The following is a 22,933-nucleotide window of genomic DNA, read 5'->3' as shown; positions in this document are numbered from 1 at the left end:
GTCCGGGCTTTTTGCGTTTCGATCTTAAAACCAGACCGGACTATTCGGCAGCTTCTGTCTTGCTCTGAAACTGAAGTTCGCACAGGCGGCGGTAAATGCCGTCATGCTCAAAAAGCTCATTATGGGTACCGCTTTCAATGACCTTGCCCTGATCCATCACATGGATCATGTGGGCGTGGCGGACGGTGCTCAACCGATGGGCGATCACAAGTGTTGTCCGGCCTTCCATGAGTTTTTCCAGCGCCGTCTGGATCTTGTGTTCCGATTCCGCATCCAGCGCGGAGGTTGCTTCATCCAGAAGCAGGATCGGAGCATCCCGCAGCATGGCCCGCGCAATTGCAATCCTCTGGCGCTGTCCGCCCGACAGGTTGTTGCCCCCCTGCCCAGCCTTTGACGCATAGCCCTGCGGCAAAGCAGAGATAAAGTCATGAGCATTGGCAGCCTTTGCGGCCGCCTCGATTTCGTCCTGGGTGGCGTCGGGTTTGCCGAAGGAAATGTTCTCCTTCAGGCTTAGATTGAAGAGGAAAGAGTCCTGGCCGACATAGGCAATGTTCTCTCTCAACGAGGCTTGAGTCACGCTTTTCAGGTTCTGGCCATCAATCAGAATTTCGCCGGACTGCGGATCATAAAACCGCTCAAGAAGAGCAAAAACCGTCGACTTCCCCGCGCCAGACGCTCCGACAAGGGCCGTCATCCGGCCCGGTTCTGCGGCAAAGCTGGTGCCATGCAACGCCGCGCTCTCGCCATAGGCGAAGGCCACGTCCTGAAACTCGATTGCCCCCTCACCCACAGCGATATCGGTGGCATTCTCCGCATCGCTCAGACCCGGTTTCCGGTCGATCAGATCATACATAATGCGCAATCCCACAATCTGCTTGCCGAGATTGACATTCAGCCGCGCCACCCGTCGGGCCGGATCATAGGCGAGCAACAACGCGGTGATGAAAGAGAACAGCGCCCCTGGATCATGACCAAGCTCGATCACCGAGTACCCGCCATAAAAAATCACGCAAGCAATCGCGATGCCGCCTAGTGTATCCATCAGAGGAGACGTGCGAGCGGTCAGGGAGGCAATCTTGTTGGCCTGTTTCTGAACTTCGAGCAGCCCAACATCCATCTTGCCGCGCATGGTCTGTTCCATGCCGAAGGCCTTGACGATGCGAATGCCGAGAATTGTCTCTTGCATGACGGCCCCGACCTTGGCGTTCGAAACCACCTGCCGCTTCACATATTCCTTGACCCGGCGGATCAGAAACGTGACTCCGATAACGGCTGGAGGCATGATCACGATGGCAAACAGGCTCAAAAAAGGGTTCTGGAAAATCATCACGAAGACCAGCGCAAACAGCGTCAGAACATCGCGGCCGAGCGTGGTGATGACCAGATCGAGTGTCGTGCGGGCTGCGCCAACCCCTTGTCCTACCTGGACATTGATCTCCGCAAGGGAGTGTTTGTCAAAGTAGGCCTGATCCTGACGCAGAAGGATATTGAACATCTTCTTCCGCAAATCCCGGATGATCTGGTTGCCCACCCGAGACAAAACAACCACCTGCCCGAAGGTTGCAACCCCTTTGAGAGAGAAGATGACAAGAACGGCGAAGCCGATCAGATAGACCATTTGCCCGTCTTTGTTCACAAAGACTTCGTTGACCACATCTCTCATGATCCAGGCGCTTGCACCTGTCGTTGCGGCGATGATCCCCATGAACACAAAGGCGAGCGCATATTGCGAGATGTATTTCCGGAAATTTTCGCTGAACAATCGCTTGATCAGCTGCACCGTTCCCTTCGGATCTGTCCAGGTTTTGGATTTGAACGGATTGCGCACGAGGCGTTCCTTTCCAGGGGCATTTTACCCAATTGACGGCTGAGGCCGGTTGAACCGGCCTCTCGCCAAAAGCACAGAGCTACTCTTAAACGATAGGCGTCCGTTAAGGACCGATATCTTACTCTTCCGGAAGGTTCAGCCGCAAATGCAGCTCCCGCAGCTGGGCGGCGGTCGGCTCACCGGGGGCGCCCATCATCAGGTCTTCTGCCTTTTGGTTCATCGGGAAGAGCATCACTTCACGGATATTGGCTTCATCCGCCAGCAGCATCACCATCCGGTCGATACCAGCCGCACAGCCACCATGGGGCGGCGCGCCGTACTGGAAGGCATTCACCAGACCGCCAAAGCGTTTGTCGACTTCCTCGGCCGGATAACCGGCGATTTCGAAGGCCTTGTACATGATCTCCGGCTTGTGGTTCCGAATCGCGCCGGACACCAGCTCATGGCCGTTACAGGCCAGATCATATTGCCAGCCGCGCACTTCCAGCGGATCCCCTTCAAGGGCCTCCATCCCACCCTGGGGCATGGAGAAGGGATTGTGCTCGAAATCGATCTCACCGGTTTCCTCGTCACGTTCATAGATCGGGAAATCGACGATCCAGGCAAATTCGAAGCGGTCCTTGTCCGTATGGCCCAGTTCTTCGCCAATGATCAGCCGCGCCTTGGCCGCCACCGGTTCAAACTGTTTCGGTTTGCCGCCCAGGAAGAAGGCGGCATCGCCAACTTCGAGCCCAAGCTGCACGCGAATGGCTTCCGTGCGCTCCGGCCCGATATTCTTGGCCAGCGGACCGGCCGCTTCCATTGACCCGTCTTCGGCCTTGCGCCAAAAGATATAGCCCATGCCGGGCAGGCCTTCGCCTTGCGCGAACTTGTTCATCCGGTCGCAGAATTTCCGGCTGCCGCCTTTCGGTGCCGGGATCGCCCGGATTTCCGTACCCGGCTGTTCCAGAAGCTTGGCGAAGATGGCAAAGCCGGATCCGGCAAAATGCTCGGAAACAATCTGCATCTTGATCGGGTTTCTCAGGTCCGGCTTGTCCGTACCATACCAAAGCGCAGACTCCTTGTAGGCGATCTGCGGCCATTGCCGGTTCACCGGACGGCCCTTGCCGAACCGCTCAAAACAGCCGGCAATCACCGGCTCGATGGTGTCGAAGATCTCCTGCTGGGTGACGAAGGACATCTCCATATCAAGCTGATAGAAGTCGGTCGGGGACCGATCCGCCCGGGGATCCTCATCGCGGAAACACGGCGCGATCTGGAAATACTTGTCAAAGCCGGAGACCATCAGCAGCTGCTTGAACTGCTGCGGCGCCTGCGGCAGGGCATAGAACTTACCCGGATGCAGACGGGACGGCACCAGGAAGTCCCGGGCTCCTTCCGGAGAAGACGCGGTGATGATCGGGGTCTGAAATTCGTTGAAGCCGATAGACCACATACGGTCTCGCAGATCGCGGACCACATTGGACCGCAATATCATGTTCTCGTGCAACTTCTCCCGGCGCAGGTCGAGGAAGCGGTATTTCAGGCGCACTTCTTCAGGATAGTCCAGATCGCCGAAGACGGGCAGCGGCAGCTCTTTTGCGGCCCCCAGAATTTCCATCTCGCGGATGAAGATCTCGACCTCGCCGGTCGGCAGCTCCGGATTGATGGTCTCGTCCGTGCGCTTCTTCACATTGCCGTCGATGCGGATACACCATTCGGACCGCACCGTTTCAGCCAGGGAAAAGGCCGCCGAATCCGGATCGACCACACATTGGGTCACGCCGTAATGGTCACGCAGATCGATGAACAGCACCCCGCCGTGATCGCGGACCCGATGGACCCAGCCGGAAAGACGGATGGTCTGGCCTTCGTCGGACAGACGGAGATCACCGCACGTGTGACTACGGTAGGGGTGCATTCTGGTTCCTCGGCATTCTTCTTGGCAGGAAAAATTATTTAGGCCCGCCAAAGGCAGGCCGTTTCGGGCTGCACAAGCCATGTTGCGCGGCCAAAGTCAAGGGAGAGGCGCATCGGGAGCGCCCTGCATCCCCTTTCCAATACGGGAACCTTTTCGTGCCTGCGGCGGATTTGGCTGCCGCCCGGGGCTCCTCACGTATCCACAGCCTGCAGCAAGGGGTGCCATTGGCCCCGGATCTCGTGAGAGCGCATGTCGCTGTAGTCGAATATGCCCGACCCAGCCGCCGCATGTTTGGCATAGGCTACCCGGTCGGAGATCCGCGCCAGCACGGGATAGCCTTTCTTTGAAAGCGTCTTTTCCAGGTTCGCGACCTGGGTCGAGCGGGGATTGATGCGGTTGGCAACCACGAAAATATCTGCCTTGCCCTTGCGCACGCGTTTGATTTCGGAGATGCCGTCGAGAAATTTCAGCGTCGCATCCCAGTCGAAAGCAGAGGCGAGCACCGGGACGACAATGTCCGACGCTTCGGCCACCAGAGTTTTGGCCAGTTCCGAGCGCAAGCCGCCAGGCCCATCGATGACGATGGCATCGTGCGACTTGTCCTTGCCGCCAATGGCCTCCTCTTTGGTCCAGTTCAATCCATCGATCCGTGTCAGTGCCTTGGGCCGCCGCTTGACCCAGGACAGGCTTGATTTCTGACGGTCCGCATCTGCCAGCGCCACATCTTCCCCACGAGCAGCAAGAGCAACCGCAAGATTCGTGGCAACCGTGGTCTTGCCGCATCCGCCCTTGGAATTCACCACTAGTATCCTGCGCATTTTCGCTCCCCGATCACCGGCTGTCGTTTCAGGCCTCGTTTCTGGCCCCGTTTCTGGCCCCGTTTCTGGCCCATGGCCGGGGCAACTTGTTTCGCCCCTCAACATAGGCGCACAAAATGCGCTTTTTCAAGAGATCAAAGATCTTAATTTACCATTTCGTGGCGACAAAGCGGCAGAACTCGGGTATAGCTGAACGTCACCATGCATGTGATTACAAAAACAAAAGATCTCGCCTCCGCCTGCGAGCGGCTCGCCGCCAATGATTACGTCACAGTGGACACGGAGTTTCTCCGTGAAACCACCTTCTGGCCCAAGCTCTGCGTCATTCAGATGGCCGGGCCGGATATGGCATTCATCGTCGACGCCCTGTCCGAAGGCCTTGACCTGAGCCCATTCTTTGACCTTATGCGCGACGGCAGTGTGACAAAGGTGTTTCACGCGGCACGGCAGGATATCGAGATCGTCTATCATCTGGGAGAGCTGATTCCCGCGCCCTTGTTCGACACGCAGGTGGCAGCGATGGTCTGCGGCTTTGGCGATTCCATTTCCTATGACCAGCTTATCTACAAAGTCACCGGTGCGCGCATCGACAAATCGTCCCGTTTCACCGACTGGGCGCGGCGGCCGCTGACCAGCAAGCAGCTCGACTATGCGCTGGCGGATGTCACTCATCTGCGGGATGCCTACCAGTTCCTGAAGGCAAATCTTGCAGAACAGGGCCGCAGCCACTGGGTCGAGGACGAAATGCAGGTCCTGACCTCGGTCGGCACCTACCGGGCCGACCCGGACCAGGCCTGGAAACGGCTGAAGCTTCGGGTCCGCAAGCCGGTGGAACTTGCCGTGATGATGGAAGTGGCGGCCTGGCGCGAGCGCGAGGCGCAAGAGCGCAATGTTCCCCGCAGCCGGGTCATCAAGGATGACGCAATCTATGAGCTCGCCGCCCAGCAGCCCCAGGATACTGAAGCGCTCGGACGTATGCGCACCATCCCCCGGGGGTTTGAGCGGTCAAGAGCAGCAGACGACATTCTGAAGGCCGTGCGCCGGGCCCTTGATGTGCCCAAAGGCAAACTGCCCAAATTGCCCAAGGGCCGGCAGGCGCCGGACGGATCGGCAGCGGCGGTTGACCTGCTCAAGGTGCTCCTGAAAATGGTCAGCGAAGCCAACGGGGTTGCCGCCAAGGTGATTGCAACAGTCGATGATCTGGAAAAGATCGCGGCCGATGACACCGCCGATGTGGCCGCTTTGAAAGGCTGGCGCCGGGAGCTCTTCGGAGAATTGGCCCTGCAGCTGAAGCGTGGCGAAGTCGCCCTCGCCTTCCAGGACCGGCAAATCGTGGCCCTGCCGCAAGGCGCCCGCGAAACCGAACCCAAGCAGGCGGCTGAGTAGATCAGCCGCGCCGCGATCCTCCTTCAGGATATCGCAAGCCCACGGCTTATCTGATTCGGATCTGAACCTCGGCCCCGATTGCCTTGGCCAGTTGGCTGGCCCTTTTGCGCAGGCGGTCACCGTCCAGATTGGCCTGATCTCCGCCCAGATCGAACGCCAGGCCAGTGTCCGTGCGGGCAATGCCGACCTTGGGCAGAAGGCCGGATGTTGACGCGCTGAGCAGGGACGCCACCCGCAACGCCGCCCCCAGCACCTTTGCCCGGATGCGCAGGCGGTCGGTGAACAAATGTCGGATCACCTCGGACAGTGCCCCTTCCCTCAGACCCTGATGGCGGTAGAAAACGGCTGCGGCCAGATAGGCGCGGCTGGCGTGATCCAGCCCGACAAAAGACGCATTGGAAATGATGTTGAGGCTTTGCTCGCCCCGGTAGTCGGGATGGGCCCGCCAGCCGATATCCGACAGGAGACAGGCCGCGTGGCGCAAGCGCCGTTCATTGGCCGTTTCTTCAATGTCCAGGGTCCGGAACATGTCATCGGTCCATTGGATCAGCTCATCGGCATGGTCCGGCGACCTGGACCGCAAGATGCACAATTCGCGGGCCGCTTCGATCACCGGATCATGTCTTTGCATTTCGCCGGGCAGCTTTTCATGCAGCAGCCCTTCGCGCACGCCGGTTGCGGAAAAGACCACCCGCTCAGCCTTCATGGCTGTCAACACCTGCTCCAGTACCACGGCCCCGATGGGCACCAGCGGACGGCGCTGCTTGGAAACGACCTCTGCCTGCTCAACCCCCTCCAGATTGGGCACGGCAATCCTGCGGCAGAAGTCAATCGCCTCTTCAGCGCCGATTTCGTAGTTGTGCATCACATGCAGCGGATATTTGTTCTGCATGAGATGCAGACGGCCGAGGGAACGCCAGGTGCCGCCCACGGCATAAAACGTGCGTTCCCCAAGCGCGAGGTCCGGCCAGTCAAACCCTTTCAGGGCCTCTTCGGTGATCCTGCGAGCCTTGGCGATCTTGCCCTCAGCTTCTTCCGACAGGCGCAAGCCCCCGAGCGGGAACGTCGCCCCGCTGCCCGGTTTCTGGCCTTTGATCTCCACCAGCTCCAGGCTGCCGCCGCCCATATCACCGACAATCCCGCGGGGCTGCCAGAACCCGGCGATCACACCAAGGGCCGAATAATAGGCTTCTTCGCTTCCATCGAGAATCCGTACCGGCGCCTCCAGGAAGCGCTCTACCTCGCGCACAAACTCCGGGCCGTTTTCCGCATCCCGGGCTGCAGCCGTCGCGATGATGTGCAGTTCCTTGCAGCTCGTGTGGTCGATCAGCGCTTTGAACCGCGCCAGCTCGCCCAAAGCCATCGTGACGGATTCCTCCGCCAACCGCCCGGTTGCCGCGATCCCGCGGCCAAGGCCGGCCAGCAGTTTCTCGTTGAACAGCATGGTCGGGGTGCGTGCCTTGCGCTCATAGATGACAAGACGCACCGAATTGGAGCCGATATCGACAACCGCGACAGGTCCGGTTCCATTGAGCCGCCCCCGGGCCGGCTGAAACTGGCTGCTCATCTTATCCTCGTTTTTGCCGTTTCAGGAACGGCTTTGGCCGGTCGCTCTTCAAGGATTTTCCCCGTCCCGACAAGGACGGGTTGGTCATGAAGTAACGGTGCGCGTTGAACGGCTCTTCGTTGGCGGCCGGGACAATCCGCTCATGGCTGCCATCAGGCAGAATGCGCCAGCTTTGCTGGTTGTCCTTCAAATTGGCGACCATGATCTGGTCCAGCACTTGCTCATGCACGGTCGAGGTGAGCAAGGGCGCCAGAACTTCCACGCGCCGGTCGATATTGCGCGGCATCAGGTCGGCAGAGCCGATATAGACATGGGCTTCCGGCGACGGCAGCCCCTGGCCATTGCCGAAGCAGAAAATGCGTGAATGTTCCAGAAAGCGGCCGACAATCGATTTAACCCGAATGTTTTCCGACAGGCCCGCAATCCCCGGGCGCAGACAGCAGATCCCGCGAATGACAAGATCAATCTGCACTCCGGCCTGACTGGCCCGGTACAGCGCATCAATGATTTCCGGGTCGACCAGAGAATTCATCTTCATCCAGATCTGTGCCGGACGGCCTTCCCGGGCATGATCGCATTCGGCTTCCGTCAGCTCCAGCATGCGCTGACGCAGGTTGACTGGAGAAATCACGAGATGCTGCAGCTCTTCCGGCTCAGCATAGCCGGTGATGAAATTGAACACCTTGGCCGCATCTGCCGCAATGCCCGGATCATCGGTGAAGAAGGACAGATCCTCATAGATGCGCGCCGTAATCGGGTGATAATTGCCGGTACCGATATGGCAATAGGTCTTCAGCTGGCCATGTTCGCGTTTGATCACCATGGACAGTTTGGAATGGGTCTTCAGCTCAATAAAGCCGAACACCACCTGAACACCGGCCCGTTCCAGATCCCGCGCCCATTTGATGTTGGCCTCTTCGTCAAAGCGCGCTTTCAGCTCCACCAGCGCAGTGACCGACTTGCCCGCCTCGGCGGCTTCCGCAAGTGCCTTCACAATGGGGGAATTGTTGGAGGTCCGGTAAAGGGTCTGCTTGATGGCCACAACATTGGGATCACGGGCCGCCTGGCGCAGATACTGTACCACCACGTCGAAGGATTCATATGGGTGGTGAACAACGATGTCCTTCTGGTGGATCGCCGAGAGGCAATCCCCGCCATGTTCCCGGATACGTTCGGGAAAACGCGCGGAATAGGGCTCGAATTTCAGGTCCGAGCGTTCCAGATCGACAATCTGCGACAGGTTATTCAGGGCCAGGAGGCCATCGGCAAGAAAAATCTCGCTGTCTTCCACTGCAAGCGCATCGGCCACAAAGTCCCGCAATGCAGGCGGGGTGGTGTCTTGAATTTCAAGTCGGATGGCCGAGCCCCGGCGGCGCCGTTTGAGCGCGCTTTCGAACAGGCGGACCAGATCTTCCGCCTCTTCCTCAATTTCCAGATCACTGTCCCGGATGACCCGGAACGCGCCCTTGCCGCGAATCTCGTAGCCGGGGAACAACCGCCCGATAAACAGGCTGATGACCCGCTCAATCGCGATGAACCGCGCTGCACCATTGCCGTCATTGGGCAAGCGTACAAACCGGTCGACCTGGTTCGGAATTCTCAAAAGCGCAATCATGCCGCGCCCGCCCGACACAGGCGCCAGATCGAAGACGATGGAAAAGCCGAGATTGGGAATGAAGGGGAATGGGTGGGCCGGATCAATGGCCAGCGGGGTCAGCACCGGGAAGATATAGGACAGGAAATAGTCCTGCAGCCAGGCCCGGTCACTGTCGGCCAGCGTGTCACCATGGAGGATTTCAATGCCCTTGCCCGCGATTTCCCGGCGCAGCTCAACCCAGATTTTCTGCTGCGTGGCCTGCAGGTCGCGCACCGCCTCGCTGATTTTCTCAAGCTGCTCGGTGGGGGTCAGCCCGTCATCAGACAGGTTCGTGACCTCGGCGCGCTGCTGACCGCGCAGCCCGGCAACGCGGACCATGAAGAATTCATCGAGATTGTTGGCTGAAATCGACAGGAACCGCACCCGCTCCAAAAGGGGATGGGACGTGTTCATGGCCTCTTCCAGAACCCGCAAATTGAACTGGAGCCAGGACAGTTCCCGGTTCATGAACCGGGCGGGCGACTGGGCCAGGCTGATTTCCGGCGCCGGATCATCCTGCCCCCGCAGATCAGATGATGCGGAAAGAATGTCCGAAAGATCGGTCGTCTCATCCATGGCGTGCCCTTTTTTCAGACTTGTTGTGCAACCCTTGCCCGGCTCTCTGCCGCCGTCAGTAGCATGGTGTTCCGCACAGTCAAATGACACCAATGTCGCAAGGCGGCAACTCACTGTCCTTTTTGCACAATTTCCAGAACCCGGCCAACAAGCGGCTTGGTGATCCTGACCCGTCCGGCCAGCGCTTCCTGGTCAATGGCTTCCACCGAGCGCAGGGCAACCTCCAGCGAGCGTTCCATGCGTACGACGAGATAGTCCACCACACCCAAATCAACGGAAATCTGGCGGTCGGCAAAAAGCTTCACCAGAACCCGGCGCAGGAGATCGTCATCCGGCTCCAGAATCTCCACCGGGGTGGCCGCCCGCAGGCGCGACATCAGATCCGGCAGCGTGATTTTCCAGCTGGCCGGCCAGGTGCGGCTGGTCACCAGCACATTCTTGCCTGCCTGCCGGGACGCATTCAGCAAATGGAAAAAAGCCGTGTCCACCACGCCAAGATGGGCGTTTTCAATGACCGCAGCCGGCGCGGCCACCAGATCCTGCACCGCAGCTTCACTCAAGTCGGGCGCGGCGCAGACCGCAGCGCCGGTGTCTTCCTGAAAGGCCCGCACAAGATGGGTTTTGCCCGAGCCCACAGGACCGGCCAGGATCACCACCGGAGACGGCCAGTCGGGCCAGCGTTCCAGCAGCTCAAAGGCGGCCCTGTTGGACGCGCCGACAAGATAGTCATCGCGGCCAAGGGCAGCTTCGTGCGGCAGTTCCAGCGGCAATTGGCGGGGGGGCTCGCCCATCATCCTAACACTTACTCTTCGCTTAACTCTTCAGGTACCGTTGAGGAACGTCTTATCCCCTTGTAAACCGGGCTTGCTAGGTACTGCTTCAGGCCGAAGCGCGCAAGCACCCCGATCATTGCTGCGGCCGGTACGGCGATCAACATCCCCACAAATCCAAAGAGATATCCAAAGGCAAACAGGGCAAACATCAGCGTGACCGGATGCAGCCCCGTGCTCTCGCCCACAAGCTTTGGCTGTAGCACATTGCCTTCCAGAAACTGCCCAACCGCAAAGATGCCGCCGACCACCAGAATCCAGGGCCAATCGGGCCAGAACTGGACCAGCGCCACGCCGACGGACAGAACAAAGCCAAGCACAGCGCCCACAAACGGAATGAAGCTTACAAGACCAGCGGCCATGCCGATCAGCAATCCGAAATTGAGCCCAACCAGTGCAAGAGAAACCGCATAGAAAAACCCGAGGATGACGCAGACTGACACTTGCCCACGCACAAACCCGGCAACGGCTGCATCCATCTCGCTCGCCAGTCCCCGGATTTCCTGCAAGTGATCCCTGGGAATCCAGCTGTCAATCCGCTCCACCATATGGTCCCAGTCCAACAGCAGATAGAACGCCACCACGGGCGTGATGACAAAAAGCGACAGGATCGACAAGAGCGCCTGGCCGCCGCTCCAGATCGACTGGACCAGCTTGCCGACAAAAGACGCTCCCTGCCCGATCAAATTCGTCAGAGAGGATTGAAGATCTGTTGGCGACAGCCCGGCCAATGTTGCCAGATTAGCCGGAAAATACTTTGCCAAAAGCGCCTGCAGTCCACGCACAAGGTCGGGAAAATGCTCCAGGAAGGACGCAAGCTGCGAGCCTAAGACCGGCAGCAGCAGCACAAAGAACACCACCAGCACCACAAGGAAAGTGAGCAGGATCGTCAGCGTCGCCCACAACCGGCCCATGCCCAGCGTTTCCAGCCGGTCGCAGACCGGGTCCAGCAGATAAGCAACCGCCATGCCGGCGACAAAGGGCAGCAGCACACCGGAAAAGACAAACAGGAACACACAGAAGACGGCCAGGGAAATGAGCCAGAACTGGACCTGACGGCGCAAAGTCATAAAATTCCTCCCGAACGGGGATCCATCGAATGAGATCTGGGCAGCACTGCCACTCTACGTGCCACCATACACCACTAAGGCCACAACGCGGACAGCAAGTCTTACAGCCCTAGCCGTGCTGCACATAGGTTGGGGGGCCTGCCCCGGTCAAGAGCTGGCGGAATTGCGGTGATGGCGCGCGCCGGGCCTTGTGAAACCGCCCGCAAGGCTGTATGCGCGGCAGTGACTTTTGAACGCAAGCAGGCCTTGGCCGCGCGCACAACCTGTCGGGAGCTGTCATGAGCCAATCCAAGCCCACCGGACAAAATGGTCTGACCTACGCCGATGCCGGCGTTGATATTGATGCCGGCAACGAACTTGTGAAGCGGATCAAACCGCTGGTCAAAGCAACGGCGCGCCCCGGTGCGGACAGCGACATTGGCGGTTTCGGCGGCTTGTTTGACCTGAAGGGCGCCGGGTTCCAGGACCCGGTCCTTGTGGCTGCCAATGACGGCGTCGGCACCAAGCTGAAGATTGCCATTGAAACCGGCGAACACAAGACAGTCGGCATCGACCTCGTCGCCATGTGCGTCAACGATCTGGTGGTGCAAGGGGCCGAGCCTCTGTTTTTCCTCGATTATTTTGCCACCGGCGCGCTGGATGTGGACACGGCCAGCGAAGTGGTGGCCGGGATTGCAGAGGGCTGCAAACTGGCAGGCGCAGCCCTGATCGGCGGGGAAACGGCGGAAATGCCGGGAATGTATGGTGACGGCGACTATGACCTTGCCGGGTTTTCCGTCGGCGCGGTTGAGCGCGGCCGGATCTTGCCGCGCAAGGATGTGGGACAAGGCGATGTGCTGTTGGGCCTTGCCTCTTCCGGTGTGCATTCCAATGGCTTTTCCATGGTGCGCAAGATCATCGGCCTGAGCGGCTTTTCCTGGGACGACGCTGCTCCCTTCGCCAAGGGCAAGACCCTTGGGCAGGCGTTCATGGAACCGACCCGGATTTATGTCAAACCGCTGCTGGCCGCCCTGAAAGCCACCGGCGGCATCAAGGCGCTGGCCCATATCACCGGCGGCGGCTTGCCGGAAAACCTGCCCCGGGTTCTGCCGGAAAACTGTTCCGCCAGGATCGATCTGGCCCAAATTTCCGCCCCTCCTGTGTTTGACTGGCTCGCAAAGAGTGGCGGCGTTGCCGAAGGCGAAATGCTGCGCACCTTCAACTGCGGCATCGGTATGGTGCTGGTGGTCTCTGACGAGGACGTGGCTGCAGTGACTGCCGTTCTTGAAGAAGCAGGAGAAACCGTCTCCCGGATCGGCCAGATTGAAGCCGCCGGGGATCAGCCGGTGCTGTTTGACAACAGTTTCGGGTTTGGCGCATGAGCCGCAAACGCACAGCCGTTCTGATTTCCGGACGCGGCACCAATATGGGCGCTCTGATCTCGGCCTCCATGGCGCCAAGCTATCCGGCTGAGATTTCACTTGTGGTTTCCAACCGGCCCGAGGCCAAGGGCCTGGAGCGGGCCGCCGAGTTTGGTATTGCAACCGCAACGGTGGACCACAAGGATTTTGGCGGCGACCGGGAAGCCTTTGAAAAGGCGCTGGATGCGGTCCTGCGCGATCACAAGATCGAACTGGTTGCCCTTGCCGGGTTCATGCGCATCCTGACGCCGTTTCTTGTCAATGCCTGGGCCGGGCGCATGATCAACATTCACCCGGCCCTGCTGCCCTCCTTCAAGGGACTGGCCACCCATGAGCGGGCTCTGGACGAAGGGGTCAAGCTGCATGGCGCGACCGTCCATTTCGTTTCAGCGGAAATGGATGACGGGCCAATCATCGCGCAAGGGGCTGTGCCCGTTCTGGACCGCGACACGCCCGACACGCTGGCAGCGCGGGTCCTGGACGTGGAACACAAGATCTACCCGCAAGCGCTCGCGCTGGTTGCCAGCGGCCGGACGAAAATATCCGGGGCTCGCGTCCTCACCGGATCTGAAGAGGCGGCCGTCCCGGATCTGGTCTGGCTTTAGGGGCACTTCTGAAAGAGCCCTTTGAGGCAGCCCCAGCGCCCCTGAAACGCACAAGGCAGCGCTCTTTGAAACGGCGCTGCCACTTTCTTGTTTGAAACCGCACAGCTGTTCGTCAGGCCGGTCTGATCCAGACGGCGGTGTCATGAAAGGCTGCGCCCCCGTAAGGCGCCACCGGGTCGGCGCCGGTCAGGGTGTTGATGCCCTTGCCGTCCTCGAACGCCCCATTCGGCCACAGCCCTTCGGAAATCACCGTACCCGGCGCCAAGCTCGCAACATGGCGGGCATGCAGCGTGACGATGCCGCGCCTGTTACCCATTTTCACCTTTGCACCGTCTTCAATGCCAAACCTGGCTGCATCGTCCGGACGCAGCCAGACTTCCGGCCGCCCTTCCTTCTTGCGCGAACTCTCGGTCTCGTTGAAGGACGAATTGAGGAAGGACCGTGCCGGGGACGTGGCAAGGCGGAACGGGTGTTGCGCGTCGGCCAGATCGATGCTGTCCCACTGGTCCGGCAACACCGGCATGTCGGCATACGCGCCGAAGATCGTCCCGTCTTCCGGTTTGTTGGGCGCAGCGGACCGCCCCCAGTCAGGCTTGAAATGAAACTTCCCGTCCGCGTGACCAAAACCGTCCAGATAGTGGGACGTTCTGAAATCGGGCTGCAAGTCCCGCCATTTTTCAGCCTCCAGTTCTTCAAAACTGCCATAACCGGATTCGCGCAGCATCCAGTCCACATGCTCGCGGGCGCTCATCCCGAAGCCGGGATGAGGTTTTACTTTAACCCGCTTCGCAATCTCATTGATAACAAATATATTCTCTCTTGGACCTTCCGGCGGTTCAACGGCTTTTGGCCCGAGGGAGATATGCTGGTGGCCACCACCTTTATAGATGTCGTCATGCTCCAGAAATTGCGTGGCGGGCAGCACGAGATCGGCCATTTCTGCCGTTTCGGTCAAAAACTGCTCATGCACAACGGTGAAGAGATCTTCCCTTGAGAACCCCTGGCGCACCAGCTCCTGTTCCGGGGCCACGGACATGGGATTTGTGTTCTGGATCAGCATGGCCTTGACCGGCGGTCCGCCCAGAAGCGCGGTGTCATCCCCGGTCAAAATACGGCCGATCAGACTTTGATCGAGCGCCCGCACAGACGGATCGCGCAGGGAATTCGCCTCGACCATCTCCTTGTTGAACTTGAAGAGGCCGCCATTGTTGTGAAACGCACCCCCGCCCTCGTGCTGCCAGCATCCGGTTACCGCTGCAATCGACGCTGCCGCATGCATGCCAACCGCGCCGTTGCGTGAGCGGGTGAAGCCATAGCCGAGGCGGAAATAAGTTTTTTTCGTCTCCCCGATCAGCCGGGCTACGTCTTCGATCTGCTGTGCCTTCAGACCGGTGACCGAAGCCGCCCAGTCCGGAGTTTTTGTTTCGAGATGGGCTTCCAGTTCCTCAGGGCAATCGGTATAGGCGGCAAGATAGTCCCGGTCCGCATGGCCATCGCGGAACAGCACATGCATGATGGCACAGGCCAGAGCCGCATCGGTCCCGGGCTTCAAAATGAGGCCAAGATCCGCCTGTTTCATGGTTTCCGTCTCATAGACATCCACGACGATGATCCGGGCGCCCCGTTTCTTGCGGGCGGCAATGGCATGGGTCATGACATTGACCTGGGTGGCCACCGGATTGGTGCCCCAGATCACCACCTGATCGGAGAGGGCCATCTCGCGGGGGTCCGGCCCGGTCAGGCTGCCGGTTCCGGCAACATAGCCGGTCCAGGCCATATTGGTGCAGAAACTGTCGAACTGGCGGGAATAGCCTTTGGCGTGGCGCAAGCGGTGAATGCTGTCGCGCTGGACGAGGCCCATTGTGCCCGCATAGTGGTTCAGCCAAACACTTTCGGCACCGAACTCGGCCTCCACCTCCAGAAACTTCGCGGCAACAAGATCAAGCGCCGCCTCCCAGGAAATCGCCTCAAAGGAGCCCTCGCCCTTTTTACCAACCCGCCGCAGGGGCTGTGTCAGGCGCTCAGGGTGGTAGAGCCGTTCCGGATAGCGGGCGACCTTGGCGCAGATCACCCCAGCCGTATAGCTGTTGTCTTTCGCCCCGTTCAGGCGGCGCACGCCCCCCTCAGGGGTCAAATGCACATCCAGCGCGCAGGATGACGGACAGTCATGCGGGCAGGTGGAAAAAGTGCTTTTGGGCGCTTGCTGATTCATGAAAGATCCAATCGGCTGGCTTTTTGAGAGCGTTCCGGAACCCTGACTTATGGAAAACAAACCGGGGCGCCGTCAAGCGCCGGGCAGCTCTCTGCAAGCGCGCCTGCGCGCCTGGACACGCAAAAAAAAGGCGGTCTCACCGCTGAGAAAGATGCCAAAAAAAGAAAAGCCGGCCCTTGTGGACCGGCTTTTCCAAAAAAGAAGACTGGAACGTCAGCCGACCAGTTCCGTGCCGGAGAACCAGAAAGCAATTTCTTCCGCAGCCGTTTCCGGAGCGTCGGACCCATGGACGGAGTTTTCGCCGATGGACAGCGCAAATTCCTTGCGGATAGTGCCTTCCGCAGCTTCTGCAGGGTTGGTGGCGCCCATGACTTCACGGTTCTTCACAATGGCATTCTCGCCTTCCAGAACCTGAACAACGGTCGGGCCAGAGGACATGAATTCGGTCAGCTCACCAAAAAACGGACGCTCTTTGTGAACTGCATAGAAAGCTTCAGCTTCACGAAGGGACATCCAAACGCGGCGGGACGCAACCACCCGCAGGCCAGCTTCTTCCAGCTTTGCGGTGATAGCGCCGGTCAGGTTGCGCTTGGTTGCATCCGGCTTGATCATGGAAAACGTGCGTTCAATCGCCATGGTTTGGTCTTTCTCGGTTCTTCAGCGGGCCAGCCCGGTGCTACCCGCAGATTGTCAGAAATTTCGCGGCCTTAATAACGGCGCGCCGCCGCGCCCGCAAGGGGGCCCCGGCATGACAATTTCATGTCACGGTGCGCCGGAAGCTCCGCAAGGCCTCTGTTGCAGAAAAGATTCATGCCAGCACTCCTCTTGGCGCGCTGGCAAACAGTGCCCTCTGCGCCTAACCTAGCGGCAAAACCACACGTAACAGCACGGTGGTTCAGTTCCGGCTCAAGGGCCCTGCCATGACAAGAATGTCCGGTTTTCTCGTCCTCTTCTTCTTGACCTTTGCAGCGGTGACCGGACGCCCCGGCGCAACCCTGGCCGCCCAGGATCAAGCGGAGCCCGACGGACCGGCCTTTTCTGGTCTCAAGTCACAGATTGACAGTCTGTCAAAAGAAGACCGGCAGGAGCTCTATGACTTCATCGCCGGAAACACGCTGTTCGTGATCTACCACGAAGCCGGTCACATGCTCGTGTCCGAACTCGGGCTCCCTGTCCTCGCCCAGGAAGAAGATGCGGTCGACAATCTGGCCACCTTGTCGATGCTAAGTGCCGACACGGACGAGATGGATCTTTATCTCTTCCACGCCATGGAAGGCTGGTTCCTGCAGGCGGAGAGCGATCAGGGGCCTCTGGTCTTTTTTGGGGCGCATGATCTGGACGAACAACGCGGCTACCGCATTCTGTGCCTGATGGTCGGCACCGATGAAGCGGCCTTTCTGGACCTTGCCAGGGATCTGAACCTGCCTGAGGACCGGATCGACAGCTGTGCCGACGACTTTGAGCAGACCGCAGATTCCTGGGACCTTGTGACGGCCCCTCATCTGCACAAACAAGACCACCCGGCCAGCCGGATTGCGATCCTTCATGATCCGGCCCCCGCCCCCCTTGCCTTTCTGGCTAGCTTTCTGAAAAAGAAAGGGCTGATGGATATGGTCGCGCAGGAGATCGATGCGCTGTACGACCTGCCCGAGAATGTCACGTTCAAGGCGGAAACCTGCGGCGAGGACAACGCGTTCTGGGATCCGGACACGCGGGAAGTCGTCATCTGCCACGAGCTGCTTGGCGGCTTTGCAGAGCTTTTTCTCCAGACACTGCAAGAGAACGGCTGATTTTTCCCCAGGCCCAGCCTGCGGCAATGTCACAACATGGAGGCCCAGCGCTTTTCCAGCGCGCTTTCTGCTTGCATCGCCGCTCCGGCTCCGCCAAACATCCGGCCATGTTGCAGATTTCTGACCTCACCTACCGCATCGGGGACCGTCTCCTGATCGACAAGGCCAATGTGAGCCTGCCCGGCAAAGCAAAAACCGGTCTTGTGGGCCGCAATGGCGCGGGCAAGTCGACCCTTTTCAAAATCATCACCGGGGACCTTGCCACCGAAACCGGCTTTGTGCAGGTCCCAAAACGGACACGGATCGGCCAGGTGGCCCAGGAGGCTCCTGGCACGGAAGAAACGCTGATGGACGTGGTGCTCGCGGCCGACAAGGAGCGCAGCCGGCTGCTCGCAGAGGCAGAGACGGAAACCGACCCCACCCGGATCGCCGACATTCATACGCGGCTCGCCGATATCGGGGCGCACACCGCGGAAGCGCGCGCCGGGGCGATCCTGTCCGGGCTCGGCTTTGATGCGGCTGCCCAGCAACGCCCCTGCTCGTCCTTTTCCGGGGGGTGGCGCATGCGCGTTGCCCTGGCCGCCGTGCTCTTCTCCGAACCGGACCTGCTGCTTCTGGACGAGCCGACCAACTATCTGGATCTCGAAGGCACGCTCTGGCTGGAAAACTACGTCGCTCGCTATCCGCACCAGGTGCTGCTGATCTCCCACGACCGGGATCTGTTGAACAAGGCGGTGGACAGTATAGTGCATCTGGAGCGGGGCAAACTGACCTTCTATTCCGGCGGCTATGACAGTTTCGACAGGCAGCGCCGGGAAGCCATGATCCTCGCTGAAAAGGCCAAGGAAAAGCAGGACGCCCAGCGCAAGCACATGCAAGCCTTTGTCGACCGGTTCCGCTATAAGGCCAGCAAGGCCCGGCAGGCCCAGTCCCGGCTCAAGATGCTGGAAAGGATGCAGCCGATTGCTGCACTTACGGAAGAAAGCGGCAAGCCGATCCACTTCCCCGACCCGGAAGCCCTTCTGGCGCCACCGATTTTGAAGCTGGAAGGCGTGTCGACAGGTTATGGCGATACAAAGATCCTCTCGGGCCTAACCCTGAATATCGATACGGATGACCGGATTGCCCTGCTCGGCGCCAATGGCAACGGCAAATCCACCTTCGCCAAGCTTATCTCCGGGCGGCTCGAGGCGATGGGCGGCGAGATGGCCAGAGCATCAAAGCTGAAGATCGCCTTTTTTGCCCAGCACCAGCTGGATGAGCTGAAACCGGCCGAAAGCTCCGTTGCCCATGTGCGCGCGCTGATGCCGGATGTGCCCGAAGCCAAGGTCCGGGCGCGCGTCGCCCGATTCGGGTTGCCGACCGACCGGATGGACACGCCCGCAAAGGATCTGTCGGGCGGGGAAAAGGCCCGGCTGCTGCTGGGGCTTGCCACATTTGACGGCCCGCATCTGCTGATCCTCGATGAGCCGACCAACCACCTCGACATTGACAGCCGGGAAGCGCTTGTCATGGCGCTCAACGATTTTCAAGGCGCCGTTGTGCTGATCAGCCACGACCGGCATCTGGTGGAAGCCTGCGCCGACCGGCTGTGGCTGGTCGCGGACGGCCGGGTTGCGCCTTATGACGGCGACATGGAAGACTACCGCCGCCTGATCCTGCAGGGGCCCGAGGCCGTTCAGAAAGCCCGGGACCGGGTGGCGGCAGAGGATGCGGACAAGGCCAGCGCCCAGGAAAAGCGCCGGGAAGCAGCCCAAAAGCGCAGCCAGCTAAAGCCGCTCAAAAAGAAGATTGATGCGGCGGAAAAGGAGATGGCCCGCCTTCAGGAAAAAATCGGCAAGCTGGACACGGCCCTGGCCGATCCGGACTTTTTCCAGAAGGAACCGGAGCGGGCGACCAAATTCGCCAAGGAACGGGCCTATTGCGAAAAGAAACTGGTGAAGACCGAAGAAGAATGGCTGGAGCTGTCCGCCGAATTTGAAGAGGCAGGCTAAGACCCCACACGCGCAGCGCGCCTGAGAGCTCACCGCGGTCAAATGGAGGCAAACCCGTTTAATCGCAGTGTTCTTTTGAAGCCTGCGGACCGGTCTTTTCCGGTTCATTCTTTTCGACCGGGCCCCCCTTCTCCACCCAATCTGCAAAACCGTCTTTCAGATGGGCGGCGTCAAACCCCATATCCTTCAGCGTTGCCACCGTAAGAGCGGACCGCCAGCCCGCAGCGCAATGAAAGATGAACTTTTTATCTTCCGCAAAGACCGGCTTGAAATAGGGACTGTCCGGGTCGATCCAGAATTCGATCATGCCTCTCGGGCAATGGGCGCTGCCGGGAATGAAGCCCTGTCTCTGCCGCTCGCGGATGTCCCGGAGATCGACAAAAACAACATCTGGCTCTTGCAGCTTTGCGATGGCGTCCGCGGTTTCGACTTCCACGATCCGCGCTCTTGCTCGGGCCACAAGCTCTGCCGACGATACTTTCAATCTGCTCATGCGCGCCTCTCTTTCAGGCCGTATTGCCAATCCCCTTTGATAGAGCCCCCTTTGCTGGGCATCTATCAAAGGGGATTGGTATTACGCTTTGCGCTCCCAGCCGCCCGCAGGAGTCTGCTGCCAATAGGCAATGTCGAAGCCTTCCGCCTTGGCGTCCTTCCAACGCTGACGGGCCTCCTGAACAGCGCTCTGGTCATTGTCATCAAACATGTAGATGGCGCGCTTGTAGCCGTTCAGCGGTGGCGGCGGTGCCCGGTCGACCAGAAACCGCACATCGGCCTCGTTCGGATTGTCCTGCTCGGCCGTCAGATAGATCGGCTGATGCTCCGCATAACCATCCGTCCTGGTGCCATGGGGCAGGAAACTGTCATCTGCAAAGGTCCACAAATGGGCATCCAGCGCGTTGCAGCGTTCCTGGCTACCGGTCTGAACCACCACCTTCCAGTCCCGTTCCAGGCATTTCAGCAAAAGCTTTGGCAGCGCTGCTTCCAGCGGCTGGTGCAGCAGATGATAGAAGACGACTTCAACACTCATATTGCCTCCCGCCGGGCTCCAATGTCCTGGCCATTCAGGACCAAAACGCCCGTAATCCGGCGTCCTTTGAAAGTGATGCGCGCTTGCAACAATGGGTGGCGCAAATGCCGCCTGCCGCAAAGCGGCCATAGACAGGCCACAAGACTCGTATCATTAACGCTTCGCAAATGTCGATTGACTAGGTTTGTTTCCGGGGACGATCCAAGGATCATTTTCTGGATGGCTGGTGCGCGGTTCACCGAACCGGCCGAAAAGGGGATTTGGTAAATGATTGCACGTGTTTTTGTGTTTTGTGCATTGGTCGCTGTTGTTGCTGGCGCCACATTTGGAATGGGACTGCTGGTGGAACCGGCAACGGCCTGTCAGGCCTACAAGACCTGTTAAAACACAGGCGATCTGGTTTCAAAAAACCCGCCTTCCGGCGGGTTTTTTCTTGTCTCAAAAGCATGTCGCGATTGATCGGATTTGCCTCTCACTGCCTGAAATCAAAGATTTCAACGTAAAAGAGAAACCGGTTTGAAACCAATTGAACGCGACACGCACGAAAGCACTCCCGGCGCATGTCTGAGAGCGCGCGGGCCGAGCTTTAGGTTTCGTAGTGATCGGCCACCAGCTGATTGAGCAGCCGGACGCCATATCCCGAGGCCCAGCTCTGGCAAATGTCGTCTTTCGGTGCCCCGAAAGCCGTGCCTGCAATATCCAGATGCGCCCAGGGCACATCATTTGCAAACCGCTGCAGAAACTGCGCTGCCGTGATCGAGCCCGCCCAGCGGCCGCCCGTGTTCTTCACATCCGCATTGGGGGTATCGATGAGCTTGTCATAATCTTTGGACAGGGGCAGCCGCCAGAGCGGTTCTCCACTTGCCTTTGCCGATGCCAGAAGCTTGTCGGCCAGATCATCATTATTGGCAAACAGCCCCGCATTGAGATTGCCGAGGGCCACAAGAACGGCCCCGGTCAGGGTGGCCAAATCGATCATCACCGCAGGCTTGTACTTTTCCTGCGTATACCAGAGCGCATCAGCGAGCACGAGGCGGCCTTCCGCATCCGTGTTCAGGATCTCGATCGTGGTTCCGGACATGGCCGTCACGATATCACCTGGCCGCTGGGCATTGCCGTCGGGCATGTTTTCGACCAGACCGATCACACCGACCACATTGGCCTTGGCCTTTCGGGCAGCCAGCGCATGCATGACCCCGGTCACCGCAGCAGCCCCGCCCATGTCTCCCTTCATCTCCTCCATGCCGCCTGCTGGCTTGATGGAAATGCCACCTGTGTCAAACACCACGCCCTTGCCGACAAAGGCCACCGGCGCCTCGGATTTCTTGCCCCCGTTCCAGCGCATCACCGCAAGGCGAGGCGGACGGACAGAGCCCTGGGCAACCCCGAGCAGAGCCGCCATCTTGAGCTTCTTCATCTCCTTCTCACCAAGGATCTCGACCTCGACACCAAGCTCTTCAAGCGCTGCCGCCTTTTTCGCAAATTCGACCGGGCCGAGCACATTGGCCGGTTCGTTCACCAGATCCCTGGCCAGGAGCACACCATCTGCGATGGCCTCCGCCTCACCCCAGGCTTTTCTGGCGGCTTTGGGATCGGAGACCTTCAAGGTTAGCTTCAGGTCCTTGGCGCTATCATCGTCTTTTTTCTTCGACTTATAAGCGTCAAACGCATAGGCGCGCAGCTTCGCCCCCATGGCAAATTCGGCGACGGCCTCCGGGGTCAGTTCTGCTGACGCCGGAGGGTCCAGAAGAACCTCGGCGGCCTCTGCCTTGATCTTCTGCAGTTCAGCAAACACGGCCCCGCCAAACGCCCGCCAATCCGCGGCCTCAAGGTCAGCTCCCTTGCCAAGGCCGAAAACGATGATCCGGTCGGGGCCAACGCCCGCTGGAGCGACCAGATCAAGCACCGATTTTTTCCGGCCGGAAAACCCTGCAATCCCGGCGACCCGGTCCAAACCGCCCTCCAGGCCCGCAACCATCTCGCCTGCGCTTGACCCAAGGCTGAGAGCGTCATCCGCAAAAAGAACGGCAACCCCCTTTTTGGGTGCGTCTGCCTTGGAAAAGGCGATTTTGGCAAGTTTGGTCATGTGTCGGTTCCTGTCTGACTGTTCTGTCTTATTCTTGATCATCGGGATGCAAATGATCCATCCACACCCCCTTACGCCCGGATTCGCTCGCAAATCATGGGGTTTTAACAGCTTTTCGGCAAGACCCGGCAAAATTTAATGTATATTAACCATCCTTATTTAGGCGCCATTCACCACATTCCGTGTTACTCAAAGACCGGTTCGTCTA

Annotated in this window: 17 protein-coding genes; 5 read left to right on the top strand and 12 right to left on the bottom strand. The window is 59.4% G+C overall.

Features of this window, described 5'->3' with window-relative positions; all coding sequences use genetic code 11:
* Positions 1 to 40: 40 nt before the first annotated feature.
* From ACXAH0_RS12745 to ACXAH0_RS12735, 3 genes are all read right to left on the bottom strand, one after another.
* Positions 41 to 1,828 (bottom strand): ABC transporter ATP-binding protein, encoded by a 1,788-nt coding sequence (locus ACXAH0_RS12745; RefSeq protein ID WP_475191675.1) that lies wholly within the window; start codon positions 1,826 to 1,828, stop codon positions 41 to 43.
* Positions 1,829 to 1,946: 118 nt separating this feature from the next.
* Positions 1,947 to 3,728 carry an aspartate--tRNA ligase gene (gene aspS, locus ACXAH0_RS12740; protein ID WP_475175199.1) on the bottom strand — a complete coding sequence of 594 codons (1,782 nt, stop codon included), beginning with the start codon at positions 3,726 to 3,728 and terminating at the stop codon, positions 1,947 to 1,949.
* A gap of 191 nt (positions 3,729 to 3,919) precedes the next feature.
* Positions 3,920 to 4,546, bottom strand: a complete 627-nt coding sequence (locus ACXAH0_RS12735) for a nucleotide-binding protein (RefSeq protein ID WP_475175202.1) — start codon at positions 4,544 to 4,546, stop codon at positions 3,920 to 3,922.
* A 207-nt stretch (positions 4,547 to 4,753) separates the two neighbouring features.
* Between ACXAH0_RS12735 and rnd the strand changes: the two genes are divergently transcribed.
* Positions 4,754 to 5,932 (top strand): ribonuclease D, encoded by a 1,179-nt coding sequence (rnd, locus tag ACXAH0_RS12730; protein ID WP_475175332.1) that lies wholly within the window; start codon positions 4,754 to 4,756, stop codon positions 5,930 to 5,932.
* 46 nt (positions 5,933 to 5,978) lie between these two features.
* Here rnd and ACXAH0_RS12725 read toward each other — a convergent pair whose 3' ends face one another.
* The 4 genes from ACXAH0_RS12725 to ACXAH0_RS12710 form a co-directional block, all read right to left on the bottom strand.
* On the bottom strand, positions 5,979 to 7,499 hold the full coding sequence (locus ACXAH0_RS12725) for a Ppx/GppA phosphatase family protein (RefSeq protein ID WP_475191672.1): 1,521 nt from the start codon (positions 7,497 to 7,499) through the stop codon (positions 5,979 to 5,981).
* Position 7,500: 1 nt separating this feature from the next.
* On the bottom strand, positions 7,501 to 9,711 hold the full coding sequence (locus tag ACXAH0_RS12720; protein WP_475191668.1) for an RNA degradosome polyphosphate kinase: 2,211 nt from the start codon (positions 9,709 to 9,711) through the stop codon (positions 7,501 to 7,503).
* Between the two features lie 110 nt (positions 9,712 to 9,821).
* Positions 9,822 to 10,502, bottom strand: a complete 681-nt coding sequence (locus ACXAH0_RS12715) for a P-loop NTPase family protein (protein WP_475175209.1) — start codon at positions 10,500 to 10,502, stop codon at positions 9,822 to 9,824.
* Positions 10,503 to 10,513: 11 nt separating this feature from the next.
* Positions 10,514 to 11,611 carry an AI-2E family transporter gene (locus ACXAH0_RS12710; RefSeq protein ID WP_475191665.1) on the bottom strand — a complete coding sequence of 366 codons (1,098 nt, stop codon included), beginning with the start codon at positions 11,609 to 11,611 and terminating at the stop codon, positions 10,514 to 10,516.
* Positions 11,612 to 11,889: 278 nt separating this feature from the next.
* On the opposite strand from ACXAH0_RS12710, the gene purM reads away from it, so the two are divergent.
* Together purM and purN are read left to right on the top strand one after the other, a co-directional pair.
* Positions 11,890 to 12,972: a phosphoribosylformylglycinamidine cyclo-ligase gene (gene purM / locus ACXAH0_RS12705; RefSeq protein ID WP_475191662.1), complete on the top strand. Its 1,083-nt coding sequence runs from the start codon at positions 11,890 to 11,892 to the stop codon at positions 12,970 to 12,972.
* A complete protein-coding gene (purN, locus tag ACXAH0_RS12700; protein ID WP_475191660.1) occupies positions 12,969 to 13,616 on the top strand; it encodes a phosphoribosylglycinamide formyltransferase in 648 nt (215 codons plus the stop codon). The genes purM and purN overlap by 4 nt, the downstream gene beginning before the upstream one ends.
* 112 nt (positions 13,617 to 13,728) lie before the next feature.
* On the opposite strand, the gene ACXAH0_RS12695 is transcribed toward purN, so the two are convergent.
* Both ACXAH0_RS12695 and ndk read right to left on the bottom strand, forming a co-directional pair.
* Positions 13,729 to 15,828, bottom strand: a complete 2,100-nt coding sequence (locus ACXAH0_RS12695; RefSeq protein ID WP_475191657.1) for a molybdopterin-containing oxidoreductase family protein — start codon at positions 15,826 to 15,828, stop codon at positions 13,729 to 13,731.
* Positions 15,829 to 16,041: 213 nt separating this feature from the next.
* Positions 16,042 to 16,464 (bottom strand): nucleoside-diphosphate kinase, encoded by a 423-nt coding sequence (gene ndk, locus ACXAH0_RS12690; RefSeq protein ID WP_475175222.1) that lies wholly within the window; start codon positions 16,462 to 16,464, stop codon positions 16,042 to 16,044.
* A gap of 284 nt (positions 16,465 to 16,748) precedes the next feature.
* Between ndk and ACXAH0_RS12685 the strand changes: the two genes are divergently transcribed.
* The gene (locus tag ACXAH0_RS12685) at positions 16,749 to 17,618 is read left to right on the top strand and encodes a DUF4344 domain-containing metallopeptidase (protein WP_475191652.1); all 870 of its coding nucleotides are present in this window, start codon (positions 16,749 to 16,751) and stop codon (positions 17,616 to 17,618) included.
* A 107-nt stretch (positions 17,619 to 17,725) separates the two neighbouring features.
* On the top strand, positions 17,726 to 19,612 hold the full coding sequence (locus ACXAH0_RS12680; RefSeq protein ID WP_475191648.1) for an ABC-F family ATP-binding cassette domain-containing protein: 1,887 nt from the start codon (positions 17,726 to 17,728) through the stop codon (positions 19,610 to 19,612).
* 58 nt (positions 19,613 to 19,670) lie between these two features.
* Here ACXAH0_RS12680 and ACXAH0_RS12675 read toward each other — a convergent pair whose 3' ends face one another.
* From ACXAH0_RS12675 to ACXAH0_RS12665, 3 genes are all read right to left on the bottom strand, one after another.
* A complete protein-coding gene (locus ACXAH0_RS12675; protein WP_475191646.1) occupies positions 19,671 to 20,105 on the bottom strand; it encodes a rhodanese-like domain-containing protein in 435 nt (144 codons plus the stop codon).
* 81 nt (positions 20,106 to 20,186) lie between these two features.
* The gene (locus ACXAH0_RS12670) at positions 20,187 to 20,639 is read right to left on the bottom strand and encodes a DNA polymerase III subunit chi (protein WP_475191641.1); all 453 of its coding nucleotides are present in this window, start codon (positions 20,637 to 20,639) and stop codon (positions 20,187 to 20,189) included.
* Between the two features lie 586 nt (positions 20,640 to 21,225).
* On the bottom strand, positions 21,226 to 22,725 hold the full coding sequence (locus tag ACXAH0_RS12665; RefSeq protein ID WP_475191637.1) for a leucyl aminopeptidase: 1,500 nt from the start codon (positions 22,723 to 22,725) through the stop codon (positions 21,226 to 21,228).
* Positions 22,726 to 22,933: the final 208 nt, after the last annotated feature.

It is taken from the genome of Roseibium sp. AWQ4_290 (assembly GCF_056160985.1).
This window is presented reverse-complemented; position numbering and strand designations above follow the sequence as displayed.